The organism is Bacillus cereus group sp. BfR-BA-01441, assembly GCF_022663075.1.
GTDB classification, from domain to species: Bacteria; Bacillota; Bacilli; order Bacillales; family Bacillaceae_G; genus Bacillus_A; species Bacillus_A cereus.
Genome location: NZ_JAKUEU010000041.1, coordinates 12,749 through 31,564 on the forward strand (window position 1 = coordinate 12,749; position 18,816 = coordinate 31,564).

Here is an 18,816-nt window from a genome sequence, read left to right on the forward strand (position 1 = left end):
TTTGATTTCAATTAAAGAAAGGAATTTTCTATATGACTTATAAAATGATTGTTTTAGATTTAGATGATACTTTATTACGTGATGACCATACTATTTCACCTCGTACGAAAGAAGCGTTAATGACTGCACAAGAGCAAGGGGTAAAGGTTGTACTTGCTTCTGGACGTCCAACGTTTGGTATGCGCAATGTAGCCAAAGAACTTCGCTTAGAAGAATACGGCAGTTTCATTCTATCTTTTAATGGCGCAAAAATTATTAACTGTAAAACAAACGAAGAAATCTTTAGTAGTACACTATCTCCTGAAATCGTTCACAACCTATTTGAAATTAGTAAAACTGAAGATGTATGGATTCATACTTATATGGGCGATGATATCGTAACGGAAGAAAATAATCCTTATACTGAAATTGAGGGCGATATTACTGGTATGCCAATTGTTGTAGTAGATGACTTTAAAGCCGCAGTTAAAGAGCCTGTAGTAAAAGTATTAATGAATAAAGAAGCTGAACGCCTTGTTGAAGTTGAAAAGAAACTTCAACAACAACTAGAAGGCCAATTAAGCGTGATGCGTTCGAAACCATTCTTCTTAGAATTTACTGAAGCCGGTGTTACAAAAGGAACGAGCTTAAACAAACTGATTCAAAAGCTTGGCATTAAGCGTGAAGAAGTTATCGCAATGGGCGATAGCTATAACGACCAAGCAATGATTGAATTTGCTGGTCTTGGCGTTGCAATGGGCAATGCGCCTGATGATATTAAAGAAATTGCGAACTACGTAACAGATACAAATATGAACGATGGTGTTGCAAAAGTTGTAGAGAAATTCGTTTTAAAAACGGATGTACTTGTTTAATATTTTCATTCACAAAACCTATTTGAAGTCAAATACTTCAAATAGGTTTTTATTTAAATTCTCATGCTTTTGTGACTATATTTTGAACTTTGCACTATTCTCGTAGTGTAAACTTTCTTTTTGTATATAATGAAACAAAATAGACTATTTTATTTTGAAAAAGAATACAAATTTACTATATACAAGCATACGTTAAAGGAGGCTACTTTATGTTATCTACACCAATCGGACGATTAAGAGCAATTGGACTAGTTGAGGGTATTTCTTTCCTATTACTATTATTTGTAGCAATGCCATTGAAATATTTCGCAGGATTTGCAACAGCTGTTAAAATTACAGGCATGGCTCATGGTGTTCTGTTTATTCTATTCATCTTTGCAGTAATTCAAGTAACAATCGTACACCGTAAATCAATTTTATGGGCACTTGGAGCATTCGTTTCATCAGTTATCCCATTTGGTACTTTTGTACTAGATGCAAAATTAAAGAACGAGCAATAATGATAATAAAAAGGTAGTTAACAACTGTTAACTACCTTTTCTATTTATAAATTTGGAATTTCCCAATCAATTTCTCTTTCGCCCATATTAGCTAAAATCGTATTTATTTTAGAATATGGCTTACTACCAAAGAAACCACGTCTTGCCGATAATGGGCTTGGATGTACAGATTCGATAATATGATGATTCGGATTCGTAATTAATTTCTTCTTCGCCTGCGCATGGCGCCCCCACAATATGAAAATAACTGGCTTTTCACGTTCGTTCAACAGTTCAATTACACGATCTGTGAAGTGCTCCCATCCTTTTCCCTTATGAGAATTTGCTTCGCCTTGACGAACTGTTAATACGGTATTTAGTAATAATACTCCTTGTTCCGCCCATTTTACTAAATAACCGTTATTCGGGATTTCATAACCATATTCATCTCGAAGTTCTTTATACATATTTAACAATGACGGTGGTGTTTTAACACCAGGTTGCACAGAAAAGCTTAAACCATGCGCTTGATTCGGTCCATGATATGGATCTTGCCCTAAAATGACAACCTTTGTATTTTCATAACTTGTATACTGAAGAGCGTTAAAAATATCTTCTACCTTCGGATAAACAACATGCGTGCTGTATTCTTCTGTCAAAAAACTGGATAGAGTAAGATAATACTCTTTCTCGAATTCTGGTGCCAATAGTGGCTCCCAATCATTCTTTAAAACATTTTCCATACTGTCACTTCCTGTCTAATTAATTCACCATATCCTGTCTTGTAAATACTACGAACGAAATAACAAGAGAAACAACTGCCCAAACAGTTAAATTCATCAAAGAAAATCCCATCGATAAACCTTGTAATGCAGGTAATTTTCCTGATAAATAATCCGTTAATGATAAATTCACACTAAAAATATATTTGGCGCCTTCCCAAGATGTTGCGAACGAGCTTAAAATACCGCCTGCAATTAATGCAGCTAGCATAACGCCCATACCAGCTGGTGTATTACGAATTAAAACAGAGACCATAAATGATATAGTTCCGACAACGATAGCAACAAACCAGGCTAGTCCATACGCCATTAAGATGTATTGCCACTGCGGAATAAGATGTACAAAGTTCGTATTTAACGTTTCCTTATCAATGACGAATCCTGTTAAAACAGGTAAATTCCATCCCGAGTACCCAAATACAAGCCCTGATAATATGTAAGCAAACAAACCTACAAGAAACAGTATGAGCGAAATGAAAAATAACATCGTCACGTATTTACTAAGGAGTATTTTCCAGCGCCGAATCGGCCGCGTAAGTAACATCTTCATCGTCCCATCACTTCGTTCTCCTGAAACGATATCAATGGCGACAATCATTACGAGAAGCGGAATAAATAATGTAATTCCTTGTTCAATAAATGCTCTGACAAAAGTCGGTGCACCCGGTGCCATCGGATTAATATCATGATCTAAATAATATTGTTGTTGCTCAACTCTTACCTTTAACCAATCACGCCATTCTTCTGGCAACCTAGAATTGTTCAACCGGTTCTGAGAATCAACAATTTGCTGTTGCAATGAAACCTTCCAATCAGTTGTACCGAGTCTTTTTTGTGTCGTTTCTATTTCACGATACTGCGCGTACACAAAAAGCGGGATCAAGATTGCTAAAATAAGCATGACAACAAAAATACGTTTCTTGCGGTAAATCTTTTCTGATTCATTTAAAACTAGATTCGCAAATTCACGCATGCTGCTCACCCCTTGTGAGTTCAATAAATAAATCTTCTAGCGTAAATACAAGCTCCTTAACGCTATGTACATCTATTTCATTTTCTACAAATTTTTTATTCCAACTACTTATAGATGCAATATCCATGCGGCATAGTAATCGCTCGCCTTTTACACTCACTTCTCTTATTTCCTCGGCCGCTTCTAGCATATCTTTCGCCTTAGAAATCGGTGTAACAATCCATTCTACACGATCACTTGCTGTTTTAATTAATTCTTCAACCTTGGCAACTGTTATCATCTTTCCTTTATGAATAATAGCAACGCGATCGCATATCATTTGCACTTCACTTAGCAAGTGACTTGAAATAAACACGCTCATATTTTCTTCTTTCACAAGCTTATGTATAAATTCCCTAAGTTCTCTAATCCCTGCTGGATCTAAACCATTCGTTGGCTCATCTAATATGAGCAATTTCGGATTCCCAAGGAGCGCCTGTGCAATTCCAAGGCGTTGTTTCATACCAAGTGAGTACGTTTTTACCTTGTCATGAATTCTTTCATCTAAATGAACCATTTCAGCAATTTCAATAATACGTTCATCTGATATATCACCTAACATACGAGCAAATTGCTTTAAATTTTCCCATCCTGTTAAATATGTATACAACTCTGGGTTTTCAACGATACTCCCAATTTGACGCATCGCTTCTCTGAAGTTTTCCTTAATCGAATAACCACCGATAGAAATCTTACCTTCTGTCGCCTTAATCAATCCGACTAACATTCGAATGGTAGTCGTCTTCCCAGCACCATTTGGTCCTAGGAACCCGAACACTTCTCCTTGCTTTACATCAAAGGAAATATTCTCTACAAGAGTCTTCTTTCCAATTACCTTCTTCAAGTCTCGTACGGAAAGTATCGTCGTCATTTTACCCCTCCTTGTTCTAGTTTTAATTTACTTACAACATTTTGAACTAAACGTTCTGCCATATACGTATAACCTACTTCGTTCGGATGAAAATGATCAGAGTATAATAAATCTTTCCCGCGGTTTTGGAATAAATCAAATGTCGGTGTAATATACACATTTTTATCGTTTAGCGCTAATTTCTCTAAAGATGCATTCCAGTCCACAACAATGTTTGAAGACCCTTTTAAATCTTCTACATCTTCAAAAGGATTGTATAAACCAAGCCAAAAAATCGGACTATCTGTATTTAATTTACGAATTTCTTCTATAATTTTCTTTGCTTCATTTTGAAACGTCTCTGTGTCAGGACGATACGTCTCTAAATCTATTTTCCCAAGTGATTCCCAGCCTGGGAACAAATCATTTCCACCAATCGTTAACACAATTACATCTGCTTGCTTAATTGAATATTGAGCGCCATTACTTTCAATTTGTTTTAATAAATCGGGCATTTTTGCACCACTAACTGCTAAATTTGTTAATGCAATTTTTTGCTTATAATCTTTTTGTAAATCCTCTTTCATTCGCCCAACATAGCCAATTCCTTCTTTATCACCAACGCCACGCGTTAATGAATCACCTAAACTAACGATTTGTAACGTTCCCGTTTTCTTTTTCTCTTTTGCCACTACATCGGTCTTTTTAATTAAATTTGAAGCTTTCGGATTTAATACATCATTTACACCTGAAACAAAGCCATATGCAAATAAACAGAAAGATGCAATTGTAATGAGTAGAATTACTTTTACTACTTTTGATCTCATATCAAAACCCCTTTTAGCCCTTATAGATTGTCCATAATTATACCAAACGAAATTTTGAAAAGCGATTTTCACACCTTCTCAATTATGTCGTTTCTCTATCTACTAACTCTGGTAATAACTCTATATGCTTCACATCTAATTTCTCTTCATTAATCTTTTCATATAATAATTCAAACGCTTTCACTCCAACGTTTTTACTAGAATGCGAAATCGTCGTTATACCCAATATATCTGCCACCTCTTGATCATCACACCCGATAATCGTAATATCCTCTGGAATACGAACTCCTTGTTTTTTTGCTTCTGTAACCATCCCCGCTGCAATATGGTTACAAGATACAAGGAACGCCGTCGGTTTTACTGACATATGAGCCCATTCTCTAATTACATTGCGTCCATCTTCCACTGTAAAACATCCCTCAAATTTCCAGGTCTCTAACGATGTTACGATACTCTGTTGAAGCGAATCTTCGTACGCCTTCTTTCGTCTTTGGCTATTAACGCTATTACTTCTTCCAATACAATATCCAATACGTGTATGACCGGCATCTATTAAGCTTTTCATCCCACGTGAAAATACTTTGTAGTAATCGATATGGACACTTGAAATATACTTCGAATCTATTTCTTCACACATAACAATCGGGCCGAATTTCGTATATTCTTCAAGCTTCTCCTTACTATTTGTCCGAGAACAAATAATAACCCCATCAAGCTTTTTCATTTTTAACATATTCAAAATTTCTAGTTCTCTTTCTTCACTATAATTCGTCTGGCAAAGCATCATATTATAATTATTCTTTGCTGTCTCTTTTGATATCCCCTCGATAATAGCGCTATAATATTGATCATTTACGTGTGGCAATAAAACGCCAATTACATTCGTTTTTCCTTTCACTAAATGAATTGCATTCACGTTTTGCGTGTAATTTAATTCTTCTATAATCGCTAAAATTTCTTTTCGTTTCTGTTCATTTACGTACGGATGATTATTTAGTACACGTGAAACAGTTGAAACAGATACTCCAGCAAGTTCAGCAATCTTTCTTATATTTGTCATCTCATTTTCCCCTTCTCACAAAAATTCTTCCTTGACCTGGTAAGCTTTCCACAATATATCCTTTCCTAGCAAATACATTTAGAAAGGATATACAACTATGCTTCGATTCAAATTAGAATATATATTTTTCATTGGCGGTTTACTCATTCTTGCCATCGGTATTAATATGATGACGACAATTACTTCCTTTGGACTTAGCCCTTATGATTCCTTCTTTATTGCACTATATCAAAATTTTGGGATAAGTATTGGTTTTTGGATTTTCATGATTAACTTTGCCTTTACACTTATCGTACTCTTTTGGAATAGAAAACAAATTACAATCGGTACAATTGTAACGATGGTTCTTATTTCTCTTTTTGTTGATTGGATTGGTTCCATTACAACTATTATGGACGCTATCCGCTCTCTTCCAAAATATATAACACTTATTTGCGGAAATCTATTCGTTGGAGCTGGAATTGGTCTTTACGTCTCTACAAACCTTTGTGCAGCGCCTCAAGAAGCTTTCGTTTTAACGGTTGCCGAGAAGAAAAAATGGACGTTTAGAAGAACAGAGATTTCATTAGCCTTTTTATTTTTAACGTTAAGCTTTTTATTAGATGGACCTATCTATTTTGGAACAATCATCTTATCCTTTACAACAGGCTGGATTATCCAAGCATTTATTCAAGTTGGTACGCAGATTTTAAATAGAAAAGAGCCTATTAAGCAAGCTGCTTAATAGGCTCTTTCTGTTTTATGGTAAGAGATACTACTTAGCATCCCCTTCAATTCGATAGTTCGCTTTCAAACAATCTATTTCTTCATACCCTTGCAACGTATGTAGAATATAATCATAATCAGCAAGAGACGCACGATGCGTTACAATTACAATTTCAGCCTTTCCTTTCTCTTCAAGCGGCATTTGAATAATTTTCTCAAAGCTAACTCCGCGCTCAGAGAACAATGAAGTAATTTTTGCAAATACACCAATTTCGTCTTTTACATGCAGTCTTAAAAACTTTTTCACGACAATTTCGTCTGGCTCTTTTAATACTTTTTGATATTGTGGGACTACAGCACTATTTCCTGTTACCCCTAATCTAATATTTTGCATTACAGCAACTAAATCCGAAACAACAGCTGTAGCTGTCGGTAAACTTCCTGCGCCTGGTCCATAAAACATCGTTTCCCCAACTGCTTCACCGTACACATACACAGCGTTATATTCATTTTGTACTGCTGCAAGAGGATGTGTATTTGGAAGTAAAGTTGGTTCAACTGTAACCTCCAATTTTTCACCATCTCGTTTTGCAAGACCGATTAATTTAATTGTATAACCTAAGCTCTTACTGTATTCAATATCTTCCTCTGTAATAGAGGTAATCCCTTTTACTTTCACATCTCCAAGCTCTACATTTGTAGAGAAACCGAGGGTAGCTAAAATCGTCATTTTTCTTGCTGCATCTAAACCTTCTACATCTGATGTTGGATCTGCTTCTGCAAATCCAAGTTGTTGGGCTTCTTTTAACACGTCGTTATATGCTCTCCCTTCGTCTGACATTTTCGTCAAAATAAAATTTGTTGTTCCATTTACAATTCCCATTACTTTCGTAATAAGATCTGAAGAAAGTCCTTCTACGATACTGCGTAAAATTGGAATTCCCCCTGCCACACTCGCCTCATAGAATAAATCAGCCTTATTATCTTTTGCTGTCGCTAATAATTCAGCTCCATGTAATGCCATTAAGTCTTTATTTGCAGTTACAACATGCTTTCCGCTTTTTAAAGCTTGTAAAATATATGATTTTGCATCATCAATGCCACCCATCACTTCAATAACAACATCAATATTTGGATTATCTAAAATTTCATTTGCATCTTGTGTTAATAGAGTAGAAGGTACCTCTACCTCTCTCTCTTTCTCAATGTTTTGCACTAATACTTTCGTTACCTTCACTGGGCAACCTACTTGGTGTATGAGTCGTTCTTGATGATCCGTAATAATACGAACCACACCACTGCCAACTGTCCCAAGACCTAATAACCCAACTTGAATTTCTTTCATAGTACTGTCCACCCCTCAAAAATTGTGTTTAGATGAAATTATATGAGTAAAAAATCTGAAAAACAATGTATTTTGAACATTCGGAAAAATAAAGGTTAATCTTTACAAGGAAAACGTTGCCACGTGTTACACAATCTTTCTTTACAATATATAAGGGGTTTCTTGATACACGTAATAATTCAACCAATTAGAAAACAATAAATTACCATGACTCCTCCACCTAACAAGCGGCTTTTCATCTGGATTATTATGTTTAAAATAGTTTTTTGGCACATCAATATTTAATCCCTTGTCACGATCTCGTTCGTATTCTTGTTTTAACGTCTCACAACTATATTCGCTATGTCCAAGGGCAAACACTTGCCTTCCTTCTGGCCCAATAACAAGGTGAACACCTGCTTCTTCAGAGTTTGCTAACAATGTTAATTCTTTCACTCCTCTAATATCATTCTCTCGTACTTCTGTATGACGAGAATGCGGAGCAAAAAACAATTCATCAAATCCTTGTAATAATTTCACATGTTGCTCGCAAACTTCATGTTCAAATACACCGAACACTTTTTCCTTAAGGGGATACTTTGGAACACCATAATGATAGTACAAGCCAGCCTGTGCCCCCCAGCAAATATGGAGCGTAGATGTTACATTCGTTTTTGAATACTCCATAATATGTTTAAGCTCTTCCCAATAATCTACCTCTTCAAAAGCAAGGGTCTCCACTGGCGCTCCTGTAATAATGAGCCCATCAAACTTTTCATTTTCAATATCACGAAACGTTTTATAAAAGCTTGTTAAATGTTCTTGCGTTACATTACGCGATAGATGTGATTCCATATGAAGCAAATGAACATCTAATTGTAACGGCGTGTTTCCAATTAAGCGAAGTAATTGCGCCTCTGTATCTTGTTTCGTTGGCATTAAATTTAATATAGCAATTTTTAAAGCACGTATATCTTGTGTTTCTGCCCGCTCCTTCGTCATTACAAAAATATTTTCTTTTTGCAACACTTTGCGAGCCGGTAAATCTTTATCAATTATGATCGGCATGTGTTTTGCCTCCAACTAGAGCTGCTTCCAAATCTGCAATAATATCAGAAACATCTTCTATACCAACCGATAAACGAATTAAATCAGATGTAACACCCGCTAAACGCTGATCTTCAGCATTTAATTGTCTATGCGTCGTACTAGCAGGATGTATAACGCAAGTTCGTGCATCAGCTACGTGCGTTACAAGAGTTGCTAGTTTTACATTTGCGATAAATTCTTTTGCTGCTTCTAATCCGCCTTTAATACCGAAAGTTAAAACACCACTAGCACCTTTTTTCAAGTACTGTTGTGCTAACGAGTAATTTTCATTACTATCTAACCCCGGATAATTCACCCATTCAATACGTTCATGATTAGCAAGCCACTTAGCAACTGCCAGAGCATTTTCGCTATGACGCTCCATTCGTAAATGCAAAGTCTCTAAGCCAATATTGCTAATATATGCATTGAATGGGCTCATACAATTTCCATAATCTCTTAATAGTTGAACACGTGCTTTCACAATATATGCTGCTGCACCAAAGTTTTGAACGTAACTTACACCGTGATAACTTGGATCTGGTTCAACAAGCTCAGGATATTTTCCATTTGTCCAATCAAAGTTTCCACCGTCAATTACAATACCGCCTAAAGAGCTCGCATGCCCATCGATATATTTAGTCGTAGAATGAACAATAATATTTGCCCCATATTCAAACGCTTGGCATAAATAAGGAGTTGCTAATGTATTATCAACGATAAAAGGTACCTCTAATTCTTTAGCGGCAGCTGAAAATTCTTTGAAATTTAAAACATTCATCGCTGGATTTCCTAATGATTCTGCATAGATAAGTTTCGTCTTATCGTTAGCAAGTGCCGTAATTTCATCTGCCGTTAAATTTGGATTAAAGAACGTAACATCAATGCCAAGCTTACGTAAACTCACCCCAAATAAATTAAACGTTCCCCCGTAAACAGTTGAAGAGCAAAGTAAATGATCCCCACTACTACAAATATTTAAAACTGCGAGCATAATAGCTGCTTGCCCAGAAGCCGTTGCAACAGCTCCTACACCGCCTTCTAAATCTGATAACTTCTGCTCAAATGCTGCTAAAGTAGGGTTTCCAATACGTGTATAAATATATCCTTCTGCCTCTAAGTTAAATAGAGCTGCTAAATCATCCGAAGTATCGTATTTATACGTTGTGCTTTGATAAAGTGGTAAAACACGTGGTTCACCATTCTTTGGCGTATAGCCACCTTGCACACAAATTGTTCCTTTTCCCCATGATTCTCCCATCTCTCATTCTCCTTTCTTTTATACAAAATAAAAAACTGCCCCTTTCCTGAAAACAAGAAAGGAGCAGTTTGAAAACACGCTCTAAAGGCTCTTTCTTATCTCTCAGGATTACTACCTGCAGGATTTGGCACAATTCCGTTATACGGCTGTTGCCAAGGTTTCATCGGGCCTGTCCCTCCACCTTTTCTTGATAAGACTATGCAATTACCGTTGATTTTATAGCAATAATTTCCTAATGTCAAACAGTTTTTCTGAATGTTCTAAAATAAATGTTAACAGTTTCATATAAAGCAACAAAAGAAATATATTCTAGTCTATTTCAAAAAAGACCTTTAAAAACCTCAAATCAGTCTATAAAATTAAATAAGTAATTTAACCTATAAATTCAAATTCCCCAAAAGTTAGCCTATATGTTGAATAGGCCATCTTCTCAAAAAGATACTATATATATTCAATCCATTTTTCACTAGTATATTTCACTTTTTTCCCTACTAAGATTTACATAACGGAGGTATAACATGACAAATAAAAAAGATATGCATTACATACTTGCTCTATATGGCATTCTTCTAGGATCTATAGTAGGAGCTACAGTCTGGTTATTTTTAGTCACAATAAATATTGGAATCCACTTTATTTGGGGATACTTGCCTGAAGTTCTCTCTTTTCCCTCTTATTACACCCTTTGCGTAACAATAATTGGCGGGGTCCTTGTTGGTCTATCACAAAAACATTTCGGTACATACCCACGCCTTATGCCTGAAGTAATGGCTGAATATAAAAAAACTGGTCGAATCGAATATCGCTTTGTCCATCGGGCTACTTTAACAGCGATTATTGTTTTAATTTTCGGTGCTAGTCTTGGTCCAGAAGCCGCACTAGTTGGAATTATAGGCGGACTGTGCACATGGGTAGGGGATCGCTTTAAATTTGCCTTAAAGGGTATGAATGAGCTAACCGAGATCGGAATTGGCGCTACTTTAAGTGTCATTTTTAACGCACCATTATTCGGTTATTTAGCACCAAATGAAAATGAGGGGGAAGAAATTGCTGCTTTTTCTAAAGGAAAAAAAGCGATTGTATACTTAGCTACTACTTTCGCAGGTTTTTCTGTTTATTTACTACTGAGTAAACTTGATAATCGTGGATCCTTTATTGTTGATTTCGGAGAAGGTACACTTTCTTTCAATGAATGGATTGCATTTCTTCCACTTGCTAGTATCGGTGCTATAGTTGGTTTCTTTTATTTCAAGTTAGAATTCACATTAGAAAAGTTAATTCACCCTTTTAGAGAATACAAGCTGACACTCGGAATTATCGGTGGTATTTTATTAGGAATTGCGGGAACCTTTCTTCCGTACACATTATTTTCAGGGGAACATCAATTAAAAGAATTAGTTGTTGAATGGAGCCATTTATCTTTTTGGATACTACTTCTTTCAGGGATTTTAAAGTTGTGCATTACTGCCGTTTGTTTGAACACAGGGTGGCGAGGTGGACATATCTTCCCAATTATATTTTCTGGGTCAAGTATCGGATACGCTGTAGCATCTATTCTTCCTATAGATCCAGTAGCATCTGTTGCCATCGTAACAACAGCAATTTCAAGCTATGCGTTACGAAAGCCAATAGCTATAACATTACTATTACTTATGTTTTTCCCGCTTAATTTACTATTGCCCATGCTTGGTGCAGCTGCTATCGGGAATGCCTTTCCACTCCCAAAACATAACGAAAATAAAAATTAATAAAAATAGGCAGTGGGGACGAAAGCTCCACTGTCTATTTTTTTATTACACATGCTGCTTCAATAACGCTTCTAACTCCTCAAAATTATGCACTTCATATGTCGGTATAATCCCACTATCATTTAATTTCCTTTCTGGATTAAACCAACAAGTATCAATTCCCGCTACATATCCACCTTTAATATCAGCGCTTAATGAATCCCCAATAATCAGCCCTTCTTCAGGTGCAAAGTTAGGAATCCGTTCAAAAACATAATCAAAATACTCTTTCATCGGTTTTTGAAAACCTGTATCTTCCGAAACAAAGACATCTTTAAATAATGAATGTAACCCTGCATTGCGCAAACGTTTATCTTGCGTCTTAGAAACACCATTTGTCACTATATACAATTCATACTCCCCTTGAATTTGATTTATAAATTCAAATGCACCTTGCATGAGTTGATTTCCTTCTTCTAAGTAGTTACGATAATTATTTTCGAATAATATTCCATCTACTTCTTCTCCATACTCTTTAAACAACAGAGAGAATCGTGTATTTACAACTTCATTGCGTGATAGTTCACCTTTTTCAAAAGCATCCCAAAGACCTTTATTTATTTTTTTATAACGAGCCTCTATCTCGTCTGTTAAAGGGATTCCCTTCTCTTCAAAAAGTACCCGTAAAGCCACTTTTTCAGCCTTTTGGAAGTCTAGTAATGTATCATCTACATCAAATAACAATGTTTTATATTTTTTCATAAATTCATCACACTCTCTTTTCTACAAAAACAAATTTACATAAATCGTATCATTCCTTCTTGTAAAGATAATAGGAGATATCTCATACTATACATAGGGGTGAAAATATGAAAATCAGCAAAAATGAGGAAGAAATTTATCAATACATGCGAATCCATCAATTCCATACCCTATTTTCATTTCATGTCTTGCCATATGTAGAGCTGCATTCTTTTCAAACGAAAGAGATGATATGTAGTGAAGGAAATGCTCTCCCTTATCTCTATTACTTAATTTCTGGGAGAGCCAAAATATATATGAGTCATAAAAACGGGAAGGTTTCATTAATTAATTTTATTCAAGCACCATCTTTTATCGGGGAATTAGGATTAATAGGGGTAGAAAATATTACTAAGTCCGTTGAAGTACTAGAAGATTGTGTGTGTTTGGCACTTCCTCTTAAAGATTGTCAGCAACTTTTATTACAAGATGCAACGTTTTTACAGCACTTATGTAAATTTATTGGAGAAAAGACAATTACTCGCACTGAAAATTACGCAAAAAACTATAGTTATCCTTTTGAAAATCGATTAGCTGCTTTTATTTTATTAACAGAGCAAAATAATTGTTATATAGAAAAGCATACCGAGGCCTCGGAATATTTAAATGTCAGCTACCGTCATCTTTTATATGTATTAAATCAGTTTTGCCAACAAAATTATTTAAGAAAAGAAGGCCGAACATATTATATACAAGATCGAAATACATTAGAAAAGCTTGCTGATGAACTAAAAATATAAAAAAACAGCATTAACATATAAACGTTAATGCTGTTTTTTCGAGTGACGAGTATCATTTTAATTAAAATTTACTTGCTACTTTAGCTGCTTCTTCAAGACCTGCAGCGATGATTTCTTCTGCTTTATCTGGGAATTGGTTATGCCCTTCAATAACTACTGTTTCCATGTTTGTTGCGCCGAAGAAGCCCATCATACTTGCTACATATTTAACAGCCATTTCTACCTCAGCTGCTGGCCCTTCTGAATATACGCCGCCTCGTGCATTTAATAATGCAATCTTCTTATCTCCGATTAGGCCAACTGGACCCTCTGGCGTATATTTGAACGTTTTACCAGCACGGTTTAAATAATCAATATATGTGTGCAATACTGCTGGAATCGTTAAGTTCCATAATGGGAAGCCGAAAACAACTTTATCAGCTTCTAGGAATTGATTTAAATACTTATCAGCAACTGCTACTGCTTTTGCTTCTTCTTCTGTTAAATCAAATCCTTTACCTACCTTGAATGTACCATTGATCATGTCTACGCCTACGTATGGTAATTCTTCTTTATATAAATCAAGTTCTACTACTGTATCATTTGGGTGTGCTTCTTTATAGTTTGCTAAAAAAGCCTCATATAATTTTACACTAACTGCTTGTTCCGCTGGACGGTTATTTGCTTTAACGAATAAAACTGTTGCCATTATTTATTCCTCCTAGTACTCACTCTTATGTTGTTATATGCTTTCAAAAAAGGTATCCCTTGTAATTGTTGTTTTGTTGCTTACAAACATATTTTATCTTTATATAAAGACAATTTCGTCCTCACATAGACGTATTTTTCCATAAAAAAAGTCCACCTTCTAAAGGCGAACTTGGTCTTACGACTTTCGTCTTATACAATTCCATTTTTAACTGCATATAATGCCGCTTGCGTACGATCAGATAAATTCAACTTACTCAAAATACTACTTACATGCGCCTTAACCGTCTTTTCTGTAATAACTAAAACAGATGCAATTTCCTTATTGCTCATCCCTTTCGCTAATAGCTGCAATACTTCATTTTCTCTCGCTGTTAGCACATCCACTTGAATAGAAGATTCTTCTTCCTTTTCTTCTACAGGTAATGTTTGAGAGAGAAGAGCATTTGCTATATCTGGATGTAATTGAATATTACCTTTATATGCGCTTCGAATAGCCTCAACAAGCTGATCTGGTTCTACATCTTTTAAAATATACCCACTTGCTCCAGCCCTTAATGCAGGTAACACATGCGCCTGATCAGAAAAGCTAGTTAATACAATTACTTTCACATTTGGATACTCTTTTTTTATATATGCCGTCGCCTCAACACCATCCATTTCAGGCATATATAAATCCATTAATATAACATCGGGATTTGTTTCTCCTACTTTCACTAACGCTTCTTTCCCATTATTCGCTTCTCCAACTAACTCTAAATCTTCCTGTGTACTTAAGAAAAATGCTAATCCTTTTAAAACGACTGTATGATCATCAACTAACAATACTTTTATTTTCACAAACTTCCCTCATTTTCACATCATAATGGTACATTTACTTTTACGCTCGTTCGTTTATTACTACTTACAATTTTAATTGTTCCACCAACTAATTCTACTCTTTCACGCATCGTAGTCATACCTAGTGATTTCTTTTCTTTTATATTCTTTTCCACAAAGCCCTTTCCTTGATCAACTATTTCTAATGATACATTTTTCTCATTCACTGTAAAATAAATCGTCGCTTCTTTTACACCTGCATGCTTACTTACATTGTTCAGTGCTTCTTGGCCTATGCGCCACAAAGCTTCTTCTACTACACGAGGTAAATCACGAACACCCGTAACTTGCTCCCTAATTTTCAGTCCCAAATTTTCACCGTACTGCTTTAGAGCTGGCAATAATCCTTTTTCTAATCCTGCCGGACGAAGCTGCCAAATTAATGTCCTCATTTCTTTCAAAGCTCCTTGCGCAAGTTCACGCATCTCATGCAAAGATTGATCTACCTTTTCATTTTTACCTTTTAAAACTGCCTCGGCGCCTTTTGTCATGAAGGTTAATGAAAATAATTTTTGCGAAACAGAATCATGTAAATCTCTTGCTAACCGATTTCTTTCTTCCATTCGTACAAGTTCACGGCGCTGCTCGTTTAACCTCAAATTCTCTATTATTAACGAAACATGGTTCGATAATGCTTGAATTACGTCTATTGTATTAGCATCAAACTCTCCATTATTCAAACTAACACATAAAACACCAAATATATGGTTTTGAATATGTATTGGTGTAGCAATAACAGCTCGATTTAGATGTACATTATGTCCTATTTGATGTTTTATTAGAACTGGTTCATCTTGTTCTAACGCCTTCTTGGCCGCCTCTTTTACATCCTCTTGTAACTCTTCCTGAACGTAAGACGCTCGCAGAGATAATTCTTTTTCCTCCCTAATAAAAAGCGCTACTTGATTCCATTGAAATACTTCACCTACGTGATTTACCACCTTTTCAGGTAGTACATTAAACTTATGAATCATTTTTAAATCTTGAATGAAACGCTCTAATTTCACATAATAATGTGCTCTTCTCTTTTCATTTTCATATAATTTTGTTCGCTTTAAAGCCGTACCAATTTGGAAGGCAACCGATTGGAGTAATACTAATTCTTCTTCTGAAAAATGTGTTTTACCCGGACTTGCAACATTTAACACCCCAAATTTTTCTCCCCCAGCTTTTAAAGGAACCGTAGCATGATGAAGAATGCCCTCCGTATCCCCCCAATTATATTCAATTGCATTATTAATTCTTTTACATTCAATAATATTAACGGCTCTCTCTAATTTTCCATCTACAAAACCTCGTAAACACCAACATTCACCTTCGCACATCGGGCGTTTATTTTCATATGTAAGTGCCTCTGGTAATTGATAATCAATTAACTTCGTATACTTCCCATTTTCATCCGCAAGAAAAATCCATCCTGTCGTTAAACCTGTTACACTTAGCAATTTCTCGAGGACAGCTTGCAATACATGATATGTATCATTTGATGTATTTAATGTTTCTGCAATTTCCTTTAATATAACTAATTCATTCGTACGATTATCTCGAAACATACTCATTCTCCTGCATACAAGATTTTAAATAGCTCTTAAAATAAATCATCTACTTTTCACTTTGTACTTATTCGTAACATTGATATAATGGTGAAAACATAGTTTTCATTATATCACTCGAGGGGGCTTTCATAATGACATTAAATAAAGCACTTACTATCGCTGGTTCTGACACAAGTGGCGGTGCTGGTATACAAGCAGATTTAAAAACATTCCAAGAACTGGGCGTATACGGAATGACATCTCTTACAACAATCGTAACGATGGATCCACATAACGGTTGGGCACATAACGTATTTCCAATCCCAGCTTCTACATTAAAACCACAATTAGAAACAACAATTGAAGGTGTTGGCGTAGACGCTTTAAAAACAGGTATGCTTGGATCAGTAGAAATTATTGAAATGGTTGCAGAAACAATCGAAAAGCACAATTTCAAAAATGTAGTAGTTGACCCTGTTATGGTATGTAAAGGTGCAGATGAAGCATTACACCCTGAAACGAACGATTGCTTACGTGACGTTCTTGTGCCAAAGGCATTAGTTGTAACGCCAAACTTATTTGAAGCTTACCAATTAAGCGGTGTGAAAATTAATTCTCTTGAGGACATGAAAGAAGCAGCGAAGAAAATCCACGCTTTAGGTGCCAAATACGTACTAATTAAAGGCGGAAGCAAACTTGGTACGGAAACTGCAATCGACGTCCTATATGATGGAGAAACATTCGATCTTTTAGAATCAGAAAAAATTGATACTACAAATACACACGGCGCAGGTTGCACATATTCTGCTGCAATTACAGCAGAACTTGCAAAAGGAAAACCTGTGAAAGAAGCAGTAAAAACTGCTAAAGAATTCATCACAGCTGCTATTCGTTACTCATTCAAAATTAACGAATACGTAGGTCCAACTCACCATGGTGCATATCGTAAATTCGTTGTATCAAAAGAACTTGTCTAATATATAAATAAAAACACTCACAAGGTTCATACATTGTCTCTGTGAGTGTTTTTTATAAGCTTTATGTCTTCCGGTCATCTTATCTTTAAGATGCAGAGCTGACCTTATTTCTACCATTTCGTTTCGAGTAGTATAACGCATCATCCGCCGCTTGAATAAATTGCTCTGATGCCCCTTCATACTCTGAAACCCCTACCGAAACTGTAATTTTTATTTTTGTTCCATCTAACAATTCAAATGAATGTTTTTCAACAGCTATACGAGTTTGTTCCCCAACATGAATTCCATAAACCATTCCTTTCCTTGGTATCAAAAGCGCAAACTCCTCTCCACCCTTTCGAAAAACCAAATCCGGAAATGCTGACATTTCTCGCAAAATATGCCCTACTTGTTTTAACACTTCGTCTCCCGCTGGGTGCCCATACGTATCATTTACATGCTTAAAATGGTCAATATCTATAAGTAGTAAACAAAGTGAATCGTTTTTCAAGTGTTTATTACTAATATGACGATTCATCTCTAAATCAAACTGTCTTACGTTTCCTAGACCTGTCAATGCATCTATCGTTGCGTATTGCTTCATCGTTTGAAATAGCTCATTGGATTGTAAAACATAATTTGCACTTATGAATGTTATGTAACCTGTAATAATACTAGAAATTAAATATAATCCCACTATGTGGATCTCTTTAATTAACCATATATATAACGCTGGGATTAGAATAGATAAAATATATGCGTGTAACCATACCCACTTTTCCCCTAAAGAAAGCTTCATACGCGAAATAAAGATACTCCCTATTCCTATCGCAATGATTGTATAAAAGGCCACTTGAGAAGCTAATGAATAATCCATAAACAACAGTCTAGTTACTAAAATCATAATAATTGTTATGGTACTCGCTATCGGCCCTCCAATAATAACAGCTAGAATAACAGCTAAGTAGCGTAAATCCAATAGGATGGTACCAACACGAACACCGAAATACATTAGTAATATACCTAGTATCCCAGTAAAAATGCCTACTACACATTTCTGCCCAAAAGAGAATCCTTCTTTTAACGGCTTATCTCTTAAAAGCTGACCTCCAACAAAAATAAAGGAAAGAATAATTGTTGTATTTACAAATAAGTCCCTTAACATAAAATGATCTCCTTACTTTTCTATCTATCCCTTTCCTTACTTTATTGTATACGAAATCCCTATAATTCCCAAAGTTTTTATTT

19 protein-coding genes and 1 riboswitch are annotated in these 18,816 nt (G+C 35.6%); of the genes, 6 read left to right on the forward strand and 13 right to left on the reverse strand.

Annotated elements, in window-relative coordinates:
• Window positions 1-32 precede the first annotated feature (32 nt).
• Both MR107_RS17600 and MR107_RS17605 read left to right on the forward strand, forming a co-directional pair.
• A complete protein-coding gene (locus tag MR107_RS17600; RefSeq protein ID WP_000221387.1) occupies window positions 33-854 on the forward strand; it encodes a Cof-type HAD-IIB family hydrolase in 822 nt (273 codons plus the stop codon).
• A 209-nt stretch (window positions 855-1,063) separates the two neighbouring features.
• A complete protein-coding gene (locus tag MR107_RS17605; RefSeq protein WP_000953395.1) occupies window positions 1,064-1,354 on the forward strand; it encodes a DUF3817 domain-containing protein in 291 nt (96 codons plus the stop codon).
• Between the two features lie 44 nt (window positions 1,355-1,398).
• Here MR107_RS17605 and MR107_RS17610 read toward each other — a convergent pair whose 3' ends face one another.
• From MR107_RS17610 to MR107_RS17630, 5 genes are read right to left on the reverse strand one after another with little or no spacing between them, the layout of a single operon-like run.
• The gene (locus tag MR107_RS17610) at window positions 1,399-2,076 is read right to left on the reverse strand and encodes a uracil-DNA glycosylase (protein ID WP_000432519.1); all 678 of its coding nucleotides are present in this window, start codon (window positions 2,074-2,076) and stop codon (window positions 1,399-1,401) included.
• 19 nt (window positions 2,077-2,095) lie between these two features.
• Window positions 2,096-3,088 carry an ABC transporter permease subunit gene (locus MR107_RS17615; RefSeq protein ID WP_001206477.1) on the reverse strand — a complete coding sequence of 331 codons (993 nt, stop codon included), beginning with the start codon at window positions 3,086-3,088 and terminating at the stop codon, window positions 2,096-2,098.
• On the reverse strand, window positions 3,081-3,998 hold the full coding sequence (locus MR107_RS17620) for an ABC transporter ATP-binding protein (protein ID WP_000207708.1): 918 nt from the start codon (window positions 3,996-3,998) through the stop codon (window positions 3,081-3,083). The genes MR107_RS17615 and MR107_RS17620 overlap by 8 nt, the downstream gene beginning before the upstream one ends.
• Complete coding sequence (locus tag MR107_RS17625) at window positions 3,995-4,876, reverse strand: SGNH/GDSL hydrolase family protein (RefSeq protein WP_002183020.1); 882 nt, start codon at window positions 4,874-4,876, stop codon at window positions 3,995-3,997. Before MR107_RS17625 ends, MR107_RS17620 begins: the two co-directional genes overlap by 4 nt.
• A 10-nt stretch (window positions 4,877-4,886) precedes the next feature.
• The gene (locus MR107_RS17630) at window positions 4,887-5,864 is read right to left on the reverse strand and encodes a LacI family DNA-binding transcriptional regulator (RefSeq protein WP_000181979.1); all 978 of its coding nucleotides are present in this window, start codon (window positions 5,862-5,864) and stop codon (window positions 4,887-4,889) included.
• 97 nt (window positions 5,865-5,961) lie between these two features.
• Here MR107_RS17630 and MR107_RS17635 point away from each other — a divergent pair, with 97 nt between their 5' ends.
• Window positions 5,962-6,588 carry a YczE/YyaS/YitT family protein gene (locus MR107_RS17635; RefSeq protein ID WP_000943416.1) on the forward strand — a complete coding sequence of 209 codons (627 nt, stop codon included), beginning with the start codon at window positions 5,962-5,964 and terminating at the stop codon, window positions 6,586-6,588.
• 30 nt (window positions 6,589-6,618) lie between these two features.
• Here MR107_RS17635 and MR107_RS17640 read toward each other — a convergent pair whose 3' ends face one another.
• From MR107_RS17640 to MR107_RS17650, 3 genes are all read right to left on the reverse strand, one after another.
• Window positions 6,619-7,914 (reverse strand): homoserine dehydrogenase, encoded by a 1,296-nt coding sequence (locus tag MR107_RS17640; protein ID WP_000659109.1) that lies wholly within the window; start codon window positions 7,912-7,914, stop codon window positions 6,619-6,621.
• Between the two features lie 141 nt (window positions 7,915-8,055).
• Entirely contained in the window at window positions 8,056-8,961 is a 906-nt protein-coding gene (gene metA, locus MR107_RS17645) for a homoserine O-acetyltransferase MetA (RefSeq protein ID WP_001121540.1), read from the reverse strand.
• Window positions 8,945-10,243, reverse strand: a complete 1,299-nt coding sequence (locus MR107_RS17650) for a bifunctional O-acetylhomoserine aminocarboxypropyltransferase/cysteine synthase (protein ID WP_000504787.1) — start codon at window positions 10,241-10,243, stop codon at window positions 8,945-8,947. Before MR107_RS17650 ends, metA begins: the two co-directional genes overlap by 17 nt.
• A gap of 92 nt (window positions 10,244-10,335) precedes the next feature.
• Window positions 10,336-10,440, reverse strand: a riboswitch (SAM riboswitch).
• A 321-nt stretch (window positions 10,441-10,761) separates the two neighbouring features.
• Here MR107_RS17650 and MR107_RS17655 point away from each other — a divergent pair.
• The gene (locus tag MR107_RS17655) at window positions 10,762-11,991 is read left to right on the forward strand and encodes a chloride channel protein (RefSeq protein WP_000182456.1); all 1,230 of its coding nucleotides are present in this window, start codon (window positions 10,762-10,764) and stop codon (window positions 11,989-11,991) included.
• A gap of 45 nt (window positions 11,992-12,036) precedes the next feature.
• Here the strand turns inward: MR107_RS17655 and MR107_RS17660 are convergent, their stop codons facing one another.
• A complete protein-coding gene (locus MR107_RS17660; RefSeq protein WP_000760188.1) occupies window positions 12,037-12,732 on the reverse strand; it encodes a YjjG family noncanonical pyrimidine nucleotidase in 696 nt (231 codons plus the stop codon).
• A 107-nt stretch (window positions 12,733-12,839) separates the two neighbouring features.
• On the opposite strand from MR107_RS17660, the gene MR107_RS17665 reads away from it, so the two are divergent.
• Entirely contained in the window at window positions 12,840-13,511 is a 672-nt protein-coding gene (locus tag MR107_RS17665; RefSeq protein WP_000703327.1) for a transcriptional regulator YeiL, read from the forward strand.
• A 61-nt stretch (window positions 13,512-13,572) separates the two neighbouring features.
• On the opposite strand, the gene MR107_RS17670 is transcribed toward MR107_RS17665, so the two are convergent.
• The 3 genes from MR107_RS17670 to MR107_RS17680 form a co-directional block, all read right to left on the reverse strand.
• Window positions 13,573-14,199, reverse strand: a complete 627-nt coding sequence (locus tag MR107_RS17670) for an FMN-dependent NADH-azoreductase (protein ID WP_000246735.1) — start codon at window positions 14,197-14,199, stop codon at window positions 13,573-13,575.
• Window positions 14,200-14,390: 191 nt separating this feature from the next.
• On the reverse strand, window positions 14,391-15,038 hold the full coding sequence (locus MR107_RS17675) for a response regulator (RefSeq protein ID WP_000695801.1): 648 nt from the start codon (window positions 15,036-15,038) through the stop codon (window positions 14,391-14,393).
• A 20-nt stretch (window positions 15,039-15,058) separates the two neighbouring features.
• Window positions 15,059-16,630: a GAF domain-containing sensor histidine kinase gene (locus MR107_RS17680; RefSeq protein ID WP_000488138.1), complete on the reverse strand. Its 1,572-nt coding sequence runs from the start codon at window positions 16,628-16,630 to the stop codon at window positions 15,059-15,061.
• A 134-nt stretch (window positions 16,631-16,764) separates the two neighbouring features.
• On the opposite strand from MR107_RS17680, the gene pdxK reads away from it, so the two are divergent.
• Window positions 16,765-17,589, forward strand: a complete 825-nt coding sequence (pdxK, locus tag MR107_RS17685; protein ID WP_000174252.1) for a pyridoxine/pyridoxal/pyridoxamine kinase — start codon at window positions 16,765-16,767, stop codon at window positions 17,587-17,589.
• Window positions 17,590-17,674: 85 nt separating this feature from the next.
• On the opposite strand, the gene MR107_RS17690 is transcribed toward pdxK, so the two are convergent.
• Window positions 17,675-18,733: a GGDEF domain-containing protein gene (locus MR107_RS17690; RefSeq protein WP_017657620.1), complete on the reverse strand. Its 1,059-nt coding sequence runs from the start codon at window positions 18,731-18,733 to the stop codon at window positions 17,675-17,677.
• Between the last annotated feature and the right edge of the window lie 83 nt (window positions 18,734-18,816).